This window comes from Sphingomonas chungangi (assembly GCF_013778325.1).
In the GTDB taxonomy this organism is placed as follows: domain Bacteria; phylum Pseudomonadota; class Alphaproteobacteria; order Sphingomonadales; family Sphingomonadaceae; genus Solisphingomonas; species Solisphingomonas chungangi.
This window is the reverse complement of the sequence record NZ_JACEIB010000025.1, coordinates 17,336-36,748: the sequence shown is the minus strand read 5'-3', so window position 1 is coordinate 36,748 and position 19,413 is coordinate 17,336. Positions and strand designations below refer to the sequence as shown.

The following is a 19,413-nucleotide window of genomic DNA, read 5'->3' as shown; positions in this document are numbered from 1 at the left end:
ACCGGAGACCTGTCGTGCCATCTGAACTCTGCGAGACGCTCGGCATCGAATTCCCGCTCTTTGCCTTTTCCCACTGTCGCGACGTGGTGGTCGAGGTGTCGCGGGCGGGCGGTATGGGCGTGCTGGGCGCCGTCGACGTGCGCTCGCCCGAGGCGCTGGAAGCCGAGCTCAAGTGGATCGACGAGCATGTCGACGGCAAACCCTATGGCGTCGACTTCATCGTGCCCAACAACTATGCGGGCAAGGGCGAGACGCTCACCTCGGCGCAGGTCGCCGCGACCGTATCCGCCGAGCACAAGGCGTTCGCCCGTTCCATTCTGGAGAGCCACGGCGTCGACACCAGCGACCTGACCGACGAGCGCTTCTCCCGAGGTTCCAAGATCGGCCGCAACATCCGCGACGAGGGCGCCCAGAGCCTGCTCGACATCGCGCTGTCCCATCCGATCCGCCTGATCGCCAATGCGCTGGGAACGCCGCCTGCCTACATGCTCGAGCGGAGCAAGGCGGCGGGCGTGCCCGTGGCGGCGTTGGTCGGTTCGGCCAAGCATGCGCTCAAGCAGGCCGCCGCGGGCGTGGACATCATCATCGCTGCGGGCACCGAAGCTGGCGGCCATTGCGGAGAAATCGGCACGATGGTTCTGGTGCCGACGGTCATCCGTGCGTTGCGTGCGGCGGGGATCAAGACGCCGGTGCTGGCGGCCGGCGGGATCGTCACCGGAGAGCAGATGGCGGCGGCAGTCGCGATGGGGGCTGCCGGCGCGTGGACCGGATCGGTGTGGCTGACGACGCCGGAGGCCGAGACCAGCCCCGCGGTCAAGGAGAAGATGCTTGCGGCGACCGCGACCGACACGATCCGCTCGAAATCCCGTACGGGCAAATATTGCCGGCAGCTCCGCTCGGCATGGACCGATGCCTGGGAGACCGAGGGCGCGCCCAGGCCGTTGCCGATGCCCCTGCAGTCGGTGGTGTCCGATACCGCGATGAGCAAGGTGCTCAAGCTCGCCAATGGCGGCCATGCAGGTGCCAAGGAACTCGCGAGCTATTTCGTGGGGCAGGGCGTGGGCATGATGAACGTGACGATGTCGACCCGTGCGACGGTTCGCGGGTTCATGGAAGACTATCTGACGGCGGTCGAGCGTCTCTCGACCTCGGTCGCTTCGTAAGGGAGGATGTGATGACGGTCCGGCAATTGTCCGATTGCACCGCCCTGGTGACGGGATCGAGCGGCGGGATTGGGTTGGAGATCGCAGCCCAGCTGGCGGAAGCCGGAGTGCCGCGCGTCGCGATATGCGGTCGAGACGCGGCGCGCGGCGAGGAAGCCGTCGCGTCGGTCCGCGCCCGGGCGCAAGGCTGCGACATACGCTTCCTCCACGCCGATTTTGCCGACATCGCGACCGGCAAGACCGTCGTCGATGGAACGGTCTCCGTGTTCGGGAGCCTCGATATCCTCGTCAACAGCATTCCCGGCCATCTTTCGCCGCAGCCGTTTCACAATATTCCCATCGAAGCGTTTGCCGAGCAGATCCAGTCCCATCTGGGCAGCGTCATGCAGACCTGTCACGCAGCCATGCCGCACCTGATCGCGAGGGAAGGCGGTGCCATCATCAACCTCGCATCCGATGCAGCCAAGATCGCGACGCCTGGCGAGGCGCTGCAGGGCGCCTGCAAGGCGGCGGTCGTCATGTTCTCGCGGACACTGGCGCTCGAAGGGGGGCGTTTCGGCGTGCGTGTCAACGCGATCACGCCTTCCATCGTGCGCGACACCTCTGCGTATCGCCGCGTGATGGCGAGCGAGTTCAGCCAGAAGCTGTTCGCCAAGGCCGAGGCGAAAGCCAAGCTCGGTGTCGCCACGCCTGCTGATATCGCCCCGCTCGCGGTTTTTCTGGCCGGACCCGGTGCCGCCAAGCTAACGGGTCAGGCCATTTCGGTGAATGGCGGTATCTCCGCAGCCTGAGCCTACGTGGACAGGCTCGCGAGGTTGCGCCTATAGCAAGTGCTCGTTTCACAAGGTTTTGTTATGGGCAAGGTATCCACTCGTGCTGCCAAGCGCGTCGAGATCATGCGGATCGGCGCGGCACTCTTCAAGGAGGTCGGCTACGAGGCCGCGACGGTGGACGAGATCGCACGCCGGGCCGAAATGGATCGAGCGACCCTTTATTACTATTTCAAGGGGAAGCAGGAGCTGTTTCGGGAGATGGTCAACATGGCCACCTCGAGCAACGTCTCGACGGCAGAGGAAATCGCTGCGCTGGACGAGGCACCGGATGTCCGGTTGCGCAAGCTGATCCGAGCTCTATTCGAATCCTATCAGCAGCATTTTCCCTATCTGTACGTATATCTCGAACAGGACATCAATCGCCTGGCGCAGGACCAGTCCGCTTGGAGCACAGATATTCTCGCGTTGAACGATCGTTTCAACAAGGCGGTGGTCAGGATCATCAGCGACGGACGCAAGGCGGGCCTGTTCTCCTCGCGTGGCAGTGACAAGATCCTGGCCGCCGGCGTGCTCGGCATGTGCAACTGGAGCCACCGCTGGTTCAGCCCGAACGGCCGCCTGAGCGCATCCGAGATAGCCGAGATCTTCGCCGACATGGTGCTTGGCGGTTTGGTCGGAACTGGGGCACGCGCGGCCAAGAACGCCCCGAAAAAGGCCGCCGCATCCTCTCGCTGATAGCTTGCGCGGAAACGTAAGCTCGATTGCGTCGTTTCAATCTCAACATCACCGTTGACATTGATATTGGCTTGTCTCACTGTTCCTCTCGTCAAGGCCGAGAATCCCGCAAGTCGGCTAGAGGGGATTAGGAATGAAGAGCTGCGCCGGAAGTTTGGCGGCATCCGATCCGACGGAAGCGTTCATGCAGTGGCTGGAGCGGTTCGGGCAATGCGTTGAGCGGGGCGACGGCGAGGGCGCGGCGCGTCTCTTTTCGAGCGACGGCCACTGGAAGGACCTGCTGGCGCTCACCTGGGAGCACAAGCTCTTCTCCGGCAGGCCGGAGATTGCCGAAGCGTTCGATGCCGTGCTCGGTGTACTTCGGCCGAGGAACTTCCGTATCGCCTCTTCACGCTCGGCGCCGGTCCGCGTCAGGCGCTCGCGCCGGGATGTCATCGAGGCCTATTTCGATTTCGAAACCCAGGTCGGCTCGTGCACCGGGTTCGTGCGGCTTCTCGCGGGCGAGGGCGAACCGGAGGCCTGGATCCTGCTGACGACGCTACAAAGCCTGCATGGTGTGCAGGAGCCTGTCGGCGAGCACAGGCCGACGGGTGACGATTATGCCATGAACGTCCACGGCCGGAACTGGCTCGAGGATCGGGAGGAACGCAAGGCCTTCGCCGACAGGGAGCCGGATGTGATCGTCATCGGGGCAGGGCACGCCGGCCTCGTCGCTGCCACGCGGCTGCGCCAGCTCGGCGTCGACGCGCTCCTCGTCGAGAAGTCGCCGCGGATAGGCGACGTGTGGCGCAATCGGTACCGATCGCTCACGCTGCACAACGAGATCATGGCCAATCACCTGCCCTATATGGCCTTTCCCAAGACGTGGCCAGTGTGGCTGTCGAAGGACCAGCTGGCCTTTTGGCTGGAGACCTACGCGGAATGCATGGAACTCGACGTCTGGACATCGACCGAGATGCGCGGCGCCGCCTATGACGAGGCGGAACGCCGCTGGACGGTGGATCTCAAGCTCGCCGACGGCAGCATCATCCAGAAGACCTGCCGCCACGTGATCGTGGCGAGCGGGGTGAGCGGCAGCGTACCGCACCGCGCCGACGTGGCGGGCCTCGAAGCGTTCAAGGGCGAGGTGGTTCATTCCAGCGAATTTCAGGATGGCGCGCTCTACAAGGGCAAGAGCGCGATCGTCGTGGGGACGGGCAATAGCGGCCACGACATCGCGCAGGACCTGTTGGTCAAGGGGGCCAAGGAGGTCGCCATGCTGCAGCGCGGCCCGACGTGCGTCATTAGCCTGAAGCCCGGTGCCGCGATGATCTATGCGATCTACGACGAGGACCGGCCGACCGAGGACGTCGACATGATCGCTTCCGCGATCCCGTTCCCGCTGCTCAAGGAATCCTATCGCTGGATCACCCGCAAGGCAGCCGATCTCGACAGGGATCTTCTCGCCGGCCTCAATGCGCGCGGGTTCAAGACCTATTTCGGCAGCGACGATACCGGCTTCCAGATGAAGTATATGCGCGGGGAGGGCAGCTATTATATCGACGTCGGCTGCTCCGACCATATCATCGACGGGTCAATCGGGGTGATCCAGATGGACGACGTTGCCTCGTTCACGGACACCGGCCTCAAGATGAACGACGGCAGCGTGAAGCCCTGCGACTTGGTGGTGCTCGCGACCGGCTTCAAGAACATGCAGGAGAATATCCGCATGATGTTCGGTGACGATGTCGCTGAGAAGGTCGGCAACGTCTGGGGCTTTGACGACGACTACCAGATGCGTGCGATGTGGCGTCGGACGGGTCAGCCGGGTCTCTGGATCACCGGCGGGTCCCTGCTCGATTCCCGCATTTTCTCGCGATTCATGACGCTGGAAATCAAGGCGGATTTGAGCGGCATTCTGCCGGAACGCGAAGCCCTTCCGCTTCACGCCGCTAAGCAGGATCGCCGGCTCGCGATCGGACAGGATTGATGGCCGAGCCGACCGTCCCGGGTCCGCTCGTCGGCATTCGCGTGGTCGAATTCGCAGGTGTAGGCCCCGGACCTTTCTGCGCGATGCTGCTCGCCGATATGGGCGCGGATGTTATCACGCTCGATCGCGCCGTGCCAAGCAACCTCGGCATTCCAAAGGAGCCGCGCTTCAATCCGATCACGCGCAGCCGCCGTTCCATCGCGCTCGATCTCAAGACGGAGGAAGGACGCGCCACGGCGCTGGCCTTCATCGCCAAGGCGGATGCGCTGATCGAGGGGCATCGCCCCGGCGTGATGGAGCGGCTGGGCCTGTCGCCCGAGATTTGCCACGCGATCAATCCTGCGCTCGTCTACGGGCGGATGACCGGCTGGGGGCAGGAAGGGCCGCTGGCAGACAGTGTCGGCCATGACCTCAATTATCTGGCGATGACGGGAGCGCTTGCGCTGATGGGGCCGCCCGAGAAACCGGCGATCCCGCTCAACCTGATCGGCGATTACGGTGGCGGCGGCGTCTATCTGGCGCTGGGGTTGCTCGCGGCGATCATCGAGGCACGGCGATCGGGCAAAGGGCAGGTCGTCGATGCGGCGATGATCGATGGCATCCTCTCGCTGATGACGGCGCAGTTCGGCTTCCTAGAAAGCCGTCGCTGGTCGCCCGTGCGCGGTTCGAACTTTCTCGACGGGGGCGCGCCTTGGTACAATGTGTACGAAACGGCGGACGGCGCGCACGTGTCGGTCGCCGCCATCGAGCCCAAATTCTATTGCGAACTGGTTGCCGGGATGGGGCTGGAGGCCAGCGATCTCCCCGAGCAGATGGACCAGGCGGCCTGGCCGTCCGTTCGGGAGCGCTTCGCCGCCGTCTTTCGCAGCCGCACGCGCGATGCCTGGGTGCAGGTGATGGCAGAACGCGAAGCCTGCTTCGCGCCGGTGCTGTCGCCGGCCGAGGCTGCACGCCATCCGCACATGGTCGCGCGAGGATCGCATCGTCCCGTGGCCGGTGTTCTCCAGCCGGTGCCGGCGCCGCGCTTCTCGCGAACGCCGTCCACCGTCCAGGGCGATCCGCCGCGCGTCGGCGACCATGATGCCGATATTCTTGCCGATTGGGGTGTCGCGCTACCGGCGCCCTCCCTCGCCACCATTTCCGGAGCTTCCGCATGAGCGTCGCCGAACTCGATTATCCGCCTCAGGATTACACGCCCCTGAAGACCAAGGATGCACCGGACATGGGCAGCTTCCAGTGGGACGATCCTTTCCGCCTCGAGGATCAGCTCGAGGAAGATGAGAGGATGATGCGCGATTCCGCGCGAGCCTATGCGGCCGATCGGCTCGCACCGCGGGTCATTGCCGCCAACCGCGACGAAGCGGTCACGCCCGAAATCTTCGCCGAGATGGGCGAGGTCGGGCTGCTCGGCGTGACCATTCCGGAGAAATTCGGCGGCCTCGGAGCATCCTACGTCGCTTACGGCCTCGTCGCCCGCGAGATCGAGCGGATCGACAGCGGCTACCGATCGATGATGTCGGTGCAGTCCAGCCTCGTCATGTATCCGATCTATGCTTATGGTTCGGAGGCGCAGCGGCTCAAATATCTGCCGGGTCTGGCCTCGGGCAAGCTGATCGGCTGCTTCGGCCTGACCGAGCCCGACGCCGGTTCCGATCCGGCCGGCATGAAGACCATCGCCCGCAAGGTCGATGGCGGCTTCGTGCTCAACGGCAGCAAGATGTGGATCTCCAACGCGCCGATCGCCGACGTATTCGTCGTCTGGGTGAAGTCCGAAGCGCATGGCGGCAAGATCCGCGGCTTCATCCTCGACAAGGGGATGAAAGGGCTCTCCGCGCCGAAGATCGATGGCAAGCTCTCGCTTCGCGCATCGGTCACCGGAGAGATCGTCATGCAGGACGTCGAGGTCGGAGAAGACGCGCTGCTCCCCAATGTGGAAGGGTTGAAGGGGCCGTTCGGCTGTCTCAACCGTGCGCGTTACGGCATCTCCTGGGGATCGCTCGGCGCTGCAGAATTCTGCTGGCACGCGGCACGCCAATATGGTCTCGATCGCAAGCAGTTCGGCAGACCGCTGGCGCAGACCCAGCTCTATCAGAAGAAACTGGCCGACATGATGGCCGATATCGCGCTCGGCCTTCAGGCGTCGCTGCGCGTCGGCAGGCTGATGGATCGCGGTGAGGCAGCCCCTGAGATGGTCTCGATCGTCAAGCGCAACAATTGCGGCAAGGCGCTCGAGATCGCGCGTATCGCGCGCGACATGCACGGTGGGAACGGCATCTCCGAAGAGTTTCAGGTGATGCGCCATATGGTCAATCTGGAGACGGTCAACACCTACGAGGGCACGCACGATGTTCATGCCCTCATCCTGGGGCGGGCGATCACCGGGCTGCAGTCCTTTTTCTGAACTTTCAGCTGGAGAGCGGACAGCGATGGTCCGACCTAGCTTCCACGGGAGAGAAATCATGGAACGCACGGCGTCGCTCGAAGGCATCACGGTCATCGATTTCACGGCGATGATGGCAGGCCCGTTCGCCACCCGCATGCTCGCGGACTGCGGTGCCGATGTGATCAAGCTCGAACCGCTGACCGGCGACTATATGCGGTATCGCTCACCGATCCGGAACGGACGCAGCGCTTATTATGGCCAGATGAACAGCGGCAAGAAGAGCGTCGCGATCGATTTGAAGTCGCCCGAGGGCCGCGCCATCGCGCTTGATCTCGTATCCCGGGCCGACGCGATCGTGGAAAATTACCGGCCCGAAGTCATGGCCGGTCTGGGCCTCGATTATGATACGCTACACAAACAGTTTCCGCGCCTCGTCTATTGCTCGATCACCGGCTTCGGCCAGAAGGGAGAGCGTGCCCGCGATCCCGCCTACGCACCGATCATCCACGCCGCGAGCGGCTACGATATGGCGCATCTCAAATATAATGAGGGCCTCGAGCGCCCGGCCACGACCGGCATTTTCACCGCCGACGTCATCTCGGCCATCTATGCCTTCGGCGCGATCCAGACCGCATTGCTTCATCGAGAGCGCTTCGGCGTCGGCCAGCATGTCGACGTGACGCTCATCGATGCGATGCTCAACATGCTGGTCTATGAGATGCAGGAGGCGCAATTTCAGACGACCCAGCGCCGGCCGCTCTACCAGCCGCTCAAGGCAGCCGACGGCTTCGTCATGGCCGCGCCGGTCAATCAGAAGAATTTCGAGGGGCTGGCGATCGCCATCGGCCATCCTGAATGGAACCAGGATCCCCGCTTCTCCACCATCACCGCGCGCGAGCACAATTGGGGGATGCTGATGGAGCTGATCGAGGAGTGGACGCTGTCTCGCCCGGCGGCGGAATGCGAAGCCACGTTGATGCGCGCCGGCGTTCCCTGCTCGCGATACAAGACGGTGGGCGACCTGCTGGCGGAACCTGCAATGATCGACCGGGGAACGTTCGAAGAGGTGTCGGACGGCTCCGGTCCCTTCTCGATACCGCGCCAGCCCTTCACTTTCTCGGACGCGCCGGTCGTCTCGCGGCCGCACGTATCCGATCTGGGCGAGGATACCGCGGGCGTGCTCGGTGGAATGCTCGGCATGGACGAGGCGAGGATCGCCGACCTTCGTGCGCGCAAAGTGCTGCTCTGACGCGAGACGATATCGTGGATCTTTCCTACACGCCCGAACAGGAGCAGTTTCGCGCCGAGGTTCGGCAATTCCTCGTCGAGCACAAGGCCGACATTCCCGCCCATTTCGGGGTCAACCGGCCGAGCGACGCGGCCCGCGCCTGGCAACGGCTGCTGATTGCGCAAGGATATGCCGCGCGCAACGTGCCCGTGGCCTATGGAGGGGCCGGCCAGCCGCACGACATCATGCGCGCGCAGATCATCGCGGACGAGTTCGCCGTCGCGCGGGCTCCGCTCGGGCTGGTTAACCAGGGCATATCGATGCTGGTGCCGACCCTGCTCGAACTGGGCACCGAGGCACAGAAAAGGGACTGGATCGCGCCGACGTTGCGGGGCGATGTCGTCTGGTGCCAGGGATATTCCGAGCCCGGTGCCGGATCGGACCTGGCGTCGCTCACGACACGCGCCGTCGAGGATGGCGACGATTTCGTCATCAATGGCCAGAAGATCTGGACGACGACAGCGCACGGCGCCGACATGATGTTCGCGCTGATACGAACCGAACCCGACGCGCCGAACAAATATCTGGGCATCAGCTATCTCATCTTCTCGATGAAATCGCCCGGTATCGAGGTGCGCCCGCTGCGCACCATGACCGGCGCCGCAGAATTCAACGAGGTGTTCCTGACCGATGTCCGCGTGCCGAAGAGCCAGATCGTCGGGGAGCGCGGCCAGGGCTGGAAGGTCTCGAACAGCACGCTCAAGCACGAGCGCGGCATGCTCGGTGATCCCAATGCGGCGCTGGCGCGGATGCGCAACCTGCTGGCGCTGATGACCGCACAAAGCACCGACGGCGTGGCGATCATGGACATGCCGGTTTTCCGCGACCGCGCGATGCGATTGCAAGGCAGGGCGCTCGCGATGAAATGCCATGCGATGCGATTGTTGACGGCGGCCGACAAGGGCGAGGATCTGCCCCTTGCGCGTATGATCGTGAAGCTTCAGGCGACCGAGCTGAACCACGAGATCGCGACGCTCGCGGTGGACGTGCTGGGCGAGGCGGGGCTGGCCTACGACGATGAGGCCCACATGCGCGCGAATGAGATCTGGCAGAAGCGCTACATGTTCGATCTTGGCATGATCATCGGCGGTGGCACGGCTCAGATCCAAAGGAACATCATCGCGGAACGCGGTCTCGGACTGCCGCGTGAGCTGAAACCAGCCCGGCCCACTGCAGCCTGAAGGAAATAGCCGGTGGATTTCGCTCTCAGTGACGATCAGACGCTTCTGGCCGAACAGTTGGAGGGCGTAATGGGAAGCCTCTCCACGCTGACTCGCGTCCGCCGACATGCGGACGCCCGGGCCGAAATGTTCGCTGCCGATCTGTGGGAGGGGATGACGCGCTTCGGCATCCCCGGCCTGCTGGTACCCGAGGCCTATGGTGGGCTGGGGCTGGATATCCTCGATGCTGCCGTGGTGGCGGAAGTGTTGGGTCGCCATGTCGTGCCTGCGCCGTTTCTGGGGCCCGTCGTTGCGGCGCCGCTCGCCATTGGCTGGGGTGGGAGCGGGGCGATCAAGTCTCGGTTGTTGCCCCGCCTCGCCGGCGGCGAGCTCCGCATCGGCCTGGCCTGGTCGTCGCCGGCGGGCGAGCGCAACGGCGAAGCCGTGATCGAGCGCAGCGGGCGCCTGACGGGAACCTGTCCGTTCGCCATCGACATAGCCGGGAGCGAGATGATCGTCGTCGGCTCGCGGGACGGGAGATTCCATCTTGTCGACCGAGCGGCCGAGGGTTTAAGCGTGACGCCCGTCACGACCGTCGATCGCACCCGGTCCGTCGCCGCGCTGGTGCTGGACGACGTCGCTGCCGAAGGCCTCGCCTTGTCCCCGTCCGATCGCCTGCGGCTGGATTACGCGCTGCAGGTTATGCTGGCGGCAGACCTTTTGGGCTCGGGGTCCCGCCTGCTCGAAAGCGCGGTGGAATATGCCAAGGCGCGGCATCAGTTCGGGAGGCCGATCGGCAGCTTCCAGGCGGTCCAGCATCTCTGCGCGGACATGGCGGCCGAGCTCGAACCCGGTCGGGCATTGCTCTGGTATGCCGCGCATGGCCTCGACGCCGGATTGCCCGACGCCGGCGAGAGCGCGCTTCACGCGAAGGCCTATCTCGCCGATGCGGCGCGAATGGCATCGCGCAAGGCGGTCGAGGTGCATGGCGGCATCGGCATTACCGACGAACTCGGGCTGCATTACTGGTTCAAGCGGGTGACCTGGAGCGGGCAGGCATTCGGCGGCGCGATCCGGACGCGCGAACGGGTCGCATGCCTCCACAATGCTGCCGTGCTGCCCCAGCGCGGCGCGGCTTGAGAGCGGGAAAGGCCTCATGGAACAGCGAACAGCGAGCCGTTTCGGTGCCGGAGACGAGCGCGGAGCCGCCAATCTGATCGACGCGGCCGCCACCTTGCGCGGCATCGCCGCCGCAGGGAACGGGCGCGTGGTACCGCTCGCCATGCCGATCCTCAACAACGATCGCGGCGCCGGCGTCGAGATGCGGGCGGCGCCGCAGCATTTCATGACGAGGCATGGAGGAGACTATGCTGCGGGGCTGCCCGAGCGGGCAGGCTACGGCTTCTCCGACGATGTGATCATGCTTCCCACCCACGGCGCCACGCATATCGATGCGCTCGCGCACGTCTGGCGCGACGGGACGATGTACAACGGCTTCCGCGCCACCGACGTCACCAGCCGGGGTGCGGCGCGATGCGGCATCGATAAGCTCGGCGCCGTCGCCACGCGCGCGCTCTTCGTCGATTTCGGCGACGATCCCGACTTCGCACCGGACCGCGCCATCCATTCGGCCGATCTGGAAGCGCGGATCGCGGCGGGCGGCATCGCGCCTGAGCCCGGCGACGCGCTGCTTATCCGGACAGGATGGCTCAGGGCATGGCGTGCGGGCGCCGCGGGCAAGAATGCGACCGCCGGCCTGCATCACGATTGCGCGGACTGGATCGTCCGCTCCGGCATCGCGCTGGTCGCCGCCGACAACATCGCGGTTGAGGTGATGCCATCGCGCGATCCGGATTGCGCGATGCCGCTGCATATCGCCGTCACGCGGGACAACGGCGTCTATCTGGCCGAGCTGCTCGATCTCGAGGCGCTCGCCAGCTTGGCGCCGCGCGCCGTGATGCTCGTGATCGCGCCCCTGGCAATCAAGGGCGGCGTCGGCAGCCCGGTCACTCCGGTCGCCATCTGCTGAAAAACGATATTCAATTTCGACATCAACGTTGACGATGAATTTCGAATCAGGCTAGAGCGAATCGAACGCTCATAACGGCGCAAGGAGAGGGCAATGGGCAGTTGGAATTTCTCCGACATCTATGCCGAGGTGGCGCGCCAGATTCCGGATGCGGTAGCGCTCATCCAGGGTGATCGGAAACGGATCTGGCGGGATCTCGACCGGCGGGCGACTTCGATAGCCGCCTGTCTCGTGGATGCTGGCCTCGTGCGGCAGGACAAGGTCGCGCAATATCTCTTCAATTGCGTCGAATATCTCGAATCCACGCTGGCATGCTTTCGAGGCGGCTTCGTGCCGCTCAACACCAATTATCGGTACGGGCCAGACGAGCTCGACTATCTATGGAACAATGGCGATGTTGCTTGTGTCGTGTTCCACGGCGCGTTCGCGGCAACGATCGAGGCGGTTCGTACTCGCGTATCGCGCGTGAAACGCTGGCTGTGGGTCGATGACGGCAGCGGGCCTTGCCCTTCCTGGGCGGTGCCCTACGAGTTGGTGGCGGAGACGCCGGCGAGGGCAGATTGGCGTCCATGGCCGGTGTCGGGTGACGACGTGCTGCTCCTCTACACCGGCGGCACGACGGGTTTGCCCAAGGGTGTCGCGTGGCGACAGGAGGACCTCTTCCTCCGCCTTAACACCGAAAATGGCGATTCCTTTCCCGAGGAAGCCGACATGGCCTTCCTGGCGTCGAAGATTTCGCGGAACGGCCGGGCGCATCTGTCCGCCGGCCCGCTCATGCACGGGGCAGGCTTGCTCACCTGCTTCATGACCCTGTCTCGGGGCGGCGCGATATCGCATCTGCGCGAGCGCGGCTTCAAGGCCGAAGATCTTCTCGACACGATCGACCGCGACCAGGTCGCGACCCTGATGTGGGTCGGCGATGCCTTCGCCCGCCCCGTGCTGGAGACTCTGGACAGGGGGCGCGACCGCTGGGACCTGTCATCGCTCCGGACCATCATCTCGAGCGGGGTCGTATTCAGCGCCGAGATCAAGCAGGGTATTTTGCGTCATCTCCCCGATGTCGCGATCGCCGATGTGTTCGGTTCGTCCGAAACCATGTCGCTCGGCCGTTCGATCACGGCAGCGGGCAAGTCGACGCGAACCGCCTCGTTCAAGGCGAAGTCCCACACGCGCGTCGTCACCGAGGATGGTCGCGACGTTGTGCCCGGATCTGGCGAGCGCGGCTTGCTCGCGATCGGAGGACGCCAGCCGATCGGTTATTACAACGATCCGCAGAAGACGGCGGGGACGTTCCGCATCATCGACGGCCAGCGCTACGTGGTGCCGGGCGATTGGGCGACGGTCGAGACGGACGGCACGGTCACGCTGATCGGGCGCGGATCGGAATGCATCAATACCGGGGGCGAGAAGGTCTTCCCGGAAGAGGTCGAGATCGTGCTGAAGGCCCATCCGGATCTGGCCGATGCCGTCGTGATCGGCGTGCCGGATCCGCGTTTCGGCCAGTCGATTGTCGCGATGGTCGAGGCACGTTCCGCGACCCGGCCCGGCCGGGACGATATTGTCGAACACGTGAAGTCGCGCATCGCCGCCTACAAGGCACCTCGGCAGGTCCATTTCGTCGAGGCGATCCCGCGGCTTCCCAACGGCAAGCCGGACCTCAGGCTGATCCGGGACGCGGTGATGGCCAAACAAACCGGCACCGAGCCGGCGTCGGCGGCGTGATCGCGGCAAACCGAACGGCCTAGAAGATTGGAATGGAAGGAAGCGCGGCGATGGTCAACGTCGATGGTGTCTATATCGAGGGAGCGGCGATCGAGCTCAGCTGGGCCGATTCCCGTCGCAACCTCATGGAGCTGATCTACGATACCGTGAGCAAGGCGGTCGATGATGCCGGCCAGGGCTATGACGGCATCGACTCGGTCGTGCTCGCCGCGCAGGATCTGGTCGATGGGCGCTCGCTCTCGAGCATGGTAACCGCGCCGGCCGCCGGTGCCTATCTGCGCGACGAGGTGCGTTACTCGGACGATGGCGCGGGCGCCTTCGCGGCCGCTGTCGCCCGGATCGAGGCCGGCGAGTCCGAACGCACGATCGTGGCGGCCTGGGGACGCGCATCGGAGCACGATGTCGAGGAGCTTTCGCGCAGCCTGTTCGATCGCATCTTCATGGCGCCGCTCGGGCTCGAGGAACTCCATGTTTCGGCGCTGAACGCGCAAAGATGGCGGATCGACGGTGGAGACGACGGTGCGGCTGCCGCCGCGCAGGCCAGGCGCGGCGCAGCTGCGCGTGCCAATCCCCGCGCGCTTCACGCTGGCGGGCGCCGCTCCACTCCGGCCTATCCTCTGCGCGACGAGCATCTTCCGCTCTGGGCCGACGCGGTCGCCGCGGTGGTGATCTCGGGCAAGCCTTCCGGGGTGAAGCTGCGCGGCATGGGCCTGTCGTCCGAACCCTATTGGCTGGGCGATCGTGGGCTTGCGCAGGCCCCTGCATTGCGGCGTGCGGCCGAGCGCGCGCTTGCCGAGGCGAAGCTCGACGTCGGCGACATCGACCTCTTCGAAATCGACGGCATGACCCTTTATGACGAGGCGATCGCCCTCGAAGCGATCGGTCTCGCGCCCAAGGGGCAGGGCATGCGTGCGCTCGCCGAGAATCCGCGCTGCAATCCCTCGGGCGGTAGCGCGGCCGGCTACGGTGTTCCCGCCATGGGCCTGGCGCGGATCGTCGAGGCGACGCTGCAGCTGCAAGGCCGAGCCGGCACGATTCAGCAGGGAAAACCCCGCACCGCGCTGGCGTCGGGTCTCAGCGTCACCGCCGCGCAGACACACACCGTCATCATCCTGGAGGCCGCATGAGCGTCGCCATCATCGGAGTCGGCCAGACCGGCTATCGCCGATCCTTCCCCGACAAAAGCTCGCGCGAGCTGATCTGGGAGGCCGCCCGCCTCGCGCTCGAAGACGCCGACATGGACATTGACGGCATCGACATGGTGATCTCCGGTGTGGCACCTGATGCGCTCGCCGGTGAGGCTTCGGTCGAACGGACGGCCATGCTGGGCTTCGGCAAGCCGTTCCTCAGGATCAACACCGGCGGCGTCACCGGATCTTCGACCGTTTTTGCCGGCAACACCTTCGTGAAGTCCAAGAGAGCGCGTGCCGTGCTCGTCGTAGGCCTGGAGCGGATGGGGCAGGCGACCTCGTCGCAACAGGTGTTCAACACCATCTTCGATCCGGTCTACGAAAAGGACTTCCCGCTCACCACCATCACCATGGCGGCACTGCGCGCGTCGATGCTGATGCGGCTCTACGGCTATACTGCGATGCATTGGGCGCAGATCGCATCGCGATCGTTTCGCAACGCGCTCAAGAATCCGCTCGCGCACCTCCACAAGGATATCAGCCCGCAGGACGTGCTGGATTCGCCGATGCTCGCATGGCCTATCCATCGATACGAGGCCTGCCCGATGTCCGAAGGCGCCTGCGCGATGGTGCTGGTCGACAAGGATATGGTCGGCAGCCGGACGCCGGCCTGGATCCAGGGCGCTTCGTCCATCACCGACAGCTATGCGATGGGCGACCGTATCCACCGCCCCGAAGCGACCCTGGTCGATCTGCTATCGCTGAAGCTCGCGGCGAAGCGCGCCTATGCGGATGCCGGCGTCGATCGTCCGCGTGAGCAGCTACGCGCGGTGGAACTCTATTCGGCGTTTTCCAGCGCCGAGGCGATGGCATATCCCGCGCTCGGCTTCTGCACGGCCGAAGGCGGCCCCCGCTTCGTCGAGGACCAGTTCACCGATCCGCGGCTGCCCGTCATCAACCCTTCAGGCGGTCCGCAGGGCGCCAACCCCGTAAGCGCCACCGCGATGGTCCGGATTGCCGAGGCCGCCCTGCAGGTCCGCGACATGGCGGGCGAACGGCAAGTTGCGGACGTCGATCGCGCCGTCGCCACGGGGCAGGGCGGCGCCACCCAATTCTCTACCGTCTGCGTGCTCGGCAAGCGCCAGGCTGCTTGAAGGAAGTCGATCATGGATCTCGTCACGATCGAGGGCAAATGGGCCTTCAACTACACCTACTTCGCCGGGGAGAGCGCCAGCCGCTTTTTCCATGAGCTTCGCGAAAATCAGCGGATCATGGGCACCCGCTGCACCAAGTGCAAACGGCTGCTCGTGCCGGCCCGGGCCTATTGCGACACCTGCATGGCGCCCACCGACGAATGGAAGGAAGTGGGACCGGAAGGCACGCTGGAGACGTTCACGATCATCACTACGGCTTTTCCGGGGCTTCCCGCACCGCCGATCGTGATGGCGTACGTGACGCTGGACGGCGCTGACACCGCGCTCATCAATCTCGTCCATGGCCTCGATCTCAGCGACATCGAAGCCGCCGCACAGAAGCTCAACACGCTGCCGCGCGTCCGGGTCAAGTTCGTCGACGAGCCCAAGGGCCGGATCACGGACTTCTCCTTCGAGCTGATCTGAGGGTTGCAAAATGTCGTCCAGTCTTTCGGGGAAGGCCGCCATCGTCGGGATCGGCGAGTTCGGCTATTATCGCGGAACCGACCAGTCCATTCTCCAGATGGTGCTGAAGGCGAGCATGGACGCCATCCGCGATGCCGGGCTGAAGCCGTCCGACATCGACGGCATCATCCCGCCCCCGGGCTTTGTTGCGTGGGACGAGATCGGTGCGCATCTCGGCGTGCCCGAAATTCGTTACACCGCCTGCCCGCAAATGGGCGGTGCAAGCCCGGTGGCGGGTTTGATCAACGCCAGCATGGCGATCGCGGCCGGCCTGGCGACCACCGTGCTCGTGCCAATCGGCTGGAACGGTTATTCCGCGCTTCGTCCACGGCCCGACGCGCGGCCCAACAAACGCCGTTTCTCGGCGGCCTTTTTCGAGACCGTGAAGAACTATTACGCGCCATATGGCCTCCGTTCGGCGCCTTGGTGGTATGCGCTCTATCTCCAGCGCTACGTAAAGCACTATAACGTGCCGCCCGAGGCAGCCGGCGCCATCGCCGTCGCTTGCCGCAAGCACGCGCAGCTCAACGACAAGGCATTGATGCGCGACCGGCCGCTGACGATGGACGAGTATCTGGCGACGCCGTTCATCACCGAACCGCTCCGCAAGGGTGATTGCTGCGTGGAGACCGACTGCGCCGCAGCGATCGTGGTGACCTCTGCCGAACGCGCAAGGGATCTGGCGCACCGGCCGGTAATGTTCCTCGGTGGCGCGGAGGGTCACCCCAATCGCCCTGACGAGCTCGTCAATCGTACGGACATGCTCAAACTCGGCCTCGATTATGCTGCGCCGCGCGCGTTCGCGATGGCTGGCGTCAAGCCTCAGGATATGGATTTCCTCCAGGTCTATGATTGCTTCACCTATGTCGCGCTGCTCGAACTTGAGGCGCTTGGCTATGCCGAGCGCGGTGGCGCCGCCGATTTCGTCAAGGACGGCAAGATCGAGCTGGGCGGCCGTTATCCGCTCAATACCCATGGCGGCCTGATGTCGCAGGGTCACTGCTGGGGGATGAACCATATCGTCGAGGCGGTTCGCCAGCTCCGCCACGACGCCGGTCGGGCGCAGGTCGCCGATTGCGAGATCGGGCTCGTCACCGGCTATGGCGATCTCGGCGACGGCACGATCGCGATTTTGGGAAGGGGGGCCTGATGAGCAGCACCAAGCCGAAGGTTCAGCCGGACGATCTCGATCTCGCATTCTTCGAGGCGACCGCCGGAGCTGGCCAGCTTTGCCTCCAGCATTGCGGCGACTGCGGCCGGTGGACTCATCCGGCACGATATTACTGCCCCCATTGCGCATCCGAGAATTACAGCTTCGATCCGGTCAGCGGGAAGGCCGAGGTCCACTCCTTCACGGTCTCGCATTTCTCCGTCGAATCGGCATGGAAGGATCGGGTGCCTTACGTCACCATCGTCGCCGAGACGGCGGAGGGTCCGAGGCTCGTCGCCAGGACAGATTTGAAGCCGGGCGACGTCTCGATCGGGCAGCCGATCCTGCTCCGCGCCGAGGTCGTCGATCCAGAATTCTCCTATGTCTGGGCGGAGAAGGCGGCGTGAGCGAGGCGCCGATCCTTTTCACCCGCGAGGCTGGCATCGCCGAGGTGGTGCTGAACCGGCCCGAAAAGCGCAACGCGCTCAATCCCGAGATGATCGTCCGCCTCGCACGCGCCTGGGAGGAGATCGAGGCCGATCCGACCGTCCGGGTAGTGCTTCTGCGGGGCAGGGGGGACAAGACCTTCTGCGCCGGCGCCGATCTCGGCCGCCTGACCCCCCTGCTGACCCGCGCCCGCCCTGCGGAGGACGAATGGGATGAGGCCATGCTGGCCGAGCCCAAAATTCTCAACCGCGCGATGCTGCGCGGCACCGGCTTCCACATTCCCGTCATCGGTGCCATGCGCGGCGCGATCGTGGCGGGGGGGATGGAGCTGGCGCTCGCCTGCGATCTCCGGATCATCGCCGACGACAGCACGATGGGCCTGCTCGAGGTTCAGCGTGGGCTGATACCCGCCGCTGGCGGCGTCGCCCGCGTGTCCCGCCAGATCCCGAGCGCGTGGGCAGCGGAAATCCTGCTGGTCGGCGATACCGTCAGTGCGGAGGATGCCCTGCGGATGGGACTCGTGAACCGCGTCGTGCCAGCCGCCGAGGTCGAGCACACCGCGCGGGTTCTTGCGGAACGGATGTCGCGCAACTCGCCGTTGGCGATGCGCAAGGCCAAGGAAGCGATGATGGAAGCCTCCGGTCGCAGCATCGTCGATGCCTTCGCGATCGAGGACGCCGGCATTAAGGTGCTGCTCCGGTCCAATGATGCTCGCGAAGGCTCGAAGGCTTTCATGGAGAGACGGACTCCCAATTTCACGGGGAGCTGACCTCGCGGTCTCGCGAGCCATCGCCTTCCAGCAGGAAGGATGCCACGCCGGAGCGTACCTGATCGAGGAGCCAGGACGTTGCGGGCCGCGCGGTCAGGTCGCGGTGGTAGAGCATCTGGATCACCAGAGGCTCGACCGGGAAGGGCGAGGGGTGAACGGCGAGCCCGAAGCGCCGGGCGAAAGTTGCGGCAGCCCGGGACGGGATCAACGCGACGGCGTCGGTGCGGGCGGCGATCGCCATCGCCGCGATTGAGTCCGGCGCCTTGAACCGTGCGATGCGGGCTAGCCCGGCCTTGTTCAGTGCGCGATCGACGGTTGACAGGTTGTTCTGTATGACGAGCCGCTCCAGGCCCTGCCGCGCATCGTAATTCTCGTCGGGATGCGGCGCGGCGGACTCGAGATTGAGTTCGACATGCGGTAATGCGCCTATCGTCGCGGTATCGAGGTACGCCGGCGCGCGCGGATTGCCCTCGCCGATCACCCACACATAGGCATCCCGGAACAGCTCCTCGACGCACAGGCGCCGGGGAACTTTCCGAAAGTTTCCGAACGCCAGATCGAGCGCTCCGCTTTCGATATCATCCGCCATCGCATCGTGAAGAAGCCGGATGTCGATCCCGACGTTCGGCGCCGTGCGGGACAGCGCGGCAGCCAGCCCCGGCACGAATATCGAGGTGAGATAGGGCACGCAGGCGACCGCGAACATCTTCTCGCTCATGGCCGGATCGAAGCGCGGTGTCTGAATGACTTCGTGCAGCTTCGGAAGCAGGCTCTTCAGATGCTGTGCCGCTTCGTGGGCCCGTGCGGTCGGGATCATGCCGCCGGCGCCCCGTATGAACAATTCGTCGTCGAACAGCCTGCGTAGTCGGCGGAGCGCGTGGCTGACCGCGGAAGGGGTGAGAAACAGCCGCTCGGCCGCGCGCGTCACGCTGCGCTCGACATACAGCATGTCGAGAAGCCGCAGCAGGTTGAGATCGATGTCCGGAACGTTCGCCACGCGCGTTTTTATGAATCCTGTTCAATTCAACACGGCGTTT

The 19,413-nt window shown here is 64.9% G+C and carries 18 protein-coding genes; 17 read left to right on the top strand and 1 reads right to left on the bottom strand.

Annotated features, from left to right (window positions below; translation table 11 throughout):
- Nucleotides 1–14: 14 nt before the first annotated feature.
- From HZF05_RS14465 to HZF05_RS14385, 17 genes are all read left to right on the top strand, one after another.
- Entirely contained in the window at nt 15–1,163 is a 1,149-nt protein-coding gene (locus tag HZF05_RS14465) for a nitronate monooxygenase (RefSeq protein WP_160365288.1), read from the top strand.
- Nucleotides 1,164–1,174: 11 nt separating this feature from the next.
- Nucleotides 1,175–1,954, top strand: a complete 780-nt coding sequence (locus HZF05_RS14460) for an SDR family NAD(P)-dependent oxidoreductase (protein ID WP_160365287.1) — start codon at nt 1,175–1,177, stop codon at nt 1,952–1,954.
- A gap of 63 nt (nt 1,955–2,017) precedes the next feature.
- Entirely contained in the window at nt 2,018–2,671 is a 654-nt protein-coding gene (locus HZF05_RS14455) for a TetR/AcrR family transcriptional regulator (protein WP_160365286.1), read from the top strand.
- A 133-nt stretch (nt 2,672–2,804) separates the two neighbouring features.
- The gene (locus HZF05_RS14450; protein WP_220129859.1) at nt 2,805–4,640 is read left to right on the top strand and encodes a flavin-containing monooxygenase; all 1,836 of its coding nucleotides are present in this window, start codon (nt 2,805–2,807) and stop codon (nt 4,638–4,640) included.
- The gene (locus HZF05_RS14445; RefSeq protein ID WP_160365285.1) at nt 4,640–5,797 is read left to right on the top strand and encodes a CaiB/BaiF CoA transferase family protein; all 1,158 of its coding nucleotides are present in this window, start codon (nt 4,640–4,642) and stop codon (nt 5,795–5,797) included. The genes HZF05_RS14450 and HZF05_RS14445 overlap by 1 nt, the downstream gene beginning before the upstream one ends.
- Nucleotides 5,798–5,862: 65 nt before the next feature.
- Nucleotides 5,863–7,041: an acyl-CoA dehydrogenase gene (locus HZF05_RS14440; RefSeq protein ID WP_220129866.1), complete on the top strand. Its 1,179-nt coding sequence runs from the start codon at nt 5,863–5,865 to the stop codon at nt 7,039–7,041.
- A gap of 58 nt (nt 7,042–7,099) precedes the next feature.
- Nucleotides 7,100–8,272, top strand: a complete 1,173-nt coding sequence (locus tag HZF05_RS14435) for a CaiB/BaiF CoA transferase family protein (RefSeq protein WP_220129858.1) — start codon at nt 7,100–7,102, stop codon at nt 8,270–8,272.
- Nucleotides 8,273–8,286: 14 nt separating this feature from the next.
- Nucleotides 8,287–9,492 (top strand): acyl-CoA dehydrogenase family protein, encoded by a 1,206-nt coding sequence (locus HZF05_RS14430; protein WP_160365282.1) that lies wholly within the window; start codon nt 8,287–8,289, stop codon nt 9,490–9,492.
- Nucleotides 9,493–9,504: 12 nt separating this feature from the next.
- The gene (locus HZF05_RS14425; protein WP_160365281.1) at nt 9,505–10,611 is read left to right on the top strand and encodes an acyl-CoA dehydrogenase family protein; all 1,107 of its coding nucleotides are present in this window, start codon (nt 9,505–9,507) and stop codon (nt 10,609–10,611) included.
- A 16-nt stretch (nt 10,612–10,627) separates the two neighbouring features.
- Nucleotides 10,628–11,500: a cyclase family protein gene (locus HZF05_RS14420; protein ID WP_160365280.1), complete on the top strand. Its 873-nt coding sequence runs from the start codon at nt 10,628–10,630 to the stop codon at nt 11,498–11,500.
- Between the two features lie 93 nt (nt 11,501–11,593).
- The gene (locus HZF05_RS14415; RefSeq protein ID WP_160365279.1) at nt 11,594–13,222 is read left to right on the top strand and encodes an AMP-binding protein; all 1,629 of its coding nucleotides are present in this window, start codon (nt 11,594–11,596) and stop codon (nt 13,220–13,222) included.
- Nucleotides 13,223–13,272: 50 nt separating this feature from the next.
- Complete coding sequence (locus HZF05_RS14410; RefSeq protein ID WP_181638884.1) at nt 13,273–14,349, top strand: thiolase C-terminal domain-containing protein; 1,077 nt, start codon at nt 13,273–13,275, stop codon at nt 14,347–14,349.
- Nucleotides 14,346–15,506, top strand: coding sequence for a thiolase family protein (locus HZF05_RS14405; protein WP_160365277.1), 1,161 nt, complete (start codon nt 14,346–14,348; stop codon nt 15,504–15,506). Before HZF05_RS14410 ends, HZF05_RS14405 begins: the two co-directional genes overlap by 4 nt.
- A 12-nt stretch (nt 15,507–15,518) precedes the next feature.
- Nucleotides 15,519–15,971, top strand: a complete 453-nt coding sequence (locus HZF05_RS14400) for a Zn-ribbon domain-containing OB-fold protein (protein ID WP_160365276.1) — start codon at nt 15,519–15,521, stop codon at nt 15,969–15,971.
- A 10-nt stretch (nt 15,972–15,981) separates the two neighbouring features.
- Entirely contained in the window at nt 15,982–17,160 is a 1,179-nt protein-coding gene (locus HZF05_RS14395) for a thiolase C-terminal domain-containing protein (RefSeq protein ID WP_160365275.1), read from the top strand.
- Complete coding sequence (locus HZF05_RS14390; RefSeq protein WP_160365274.1) at nt 17,160–17,567, top strand: Zn-ribbon domain-containing OB-fold protein; 408 nt, start codon at nt 17,160–17,162, stop codon at nt 17,565–17,567. Before HZF05_RS14395 ends, HZF05_RS14390 begins: the two co-directional genes overlap by 1 nt.
- Nucleotides 17,564–18,376 carry an enoyl-CoA hydratase-related protein gene (locus tag HZF05_RS14385; RefSeq protein WP_160365273.1) on the top strand — a complete coding sequence of 271 codons (813 nt, stop codon included), beginning with the start codon at nt 17,564–17,566 and terminating at the stop codon, nt 18,374–18,376. The genes HZF05_RS14390 and HZF05_RS14385 overlap by 4 nt, the downstream gene beginning before the upstream one ends.
- Here the strand turns inward: HZF05_RS14385 and HZF05_RS14380 are convergent.
- Nucleotides 18,363–19,373, bottom strand: a complete 1,011-nt coding sequence (locus HZF05_RS14380) for a LysR substrate-binding domain-containing protein (RefSeq protein WP_160365272.1) — start codon at nt 19,371–19,373, stop codon at nt 18,363–18,365. The two genes, HZF05_RS14385 and HZF05_RS14380, sit on opposite strands and share 14 nt — an antisense overlap.
- Nucleotides 19,374–19,413: the final 40 nt, after the last annotated feature.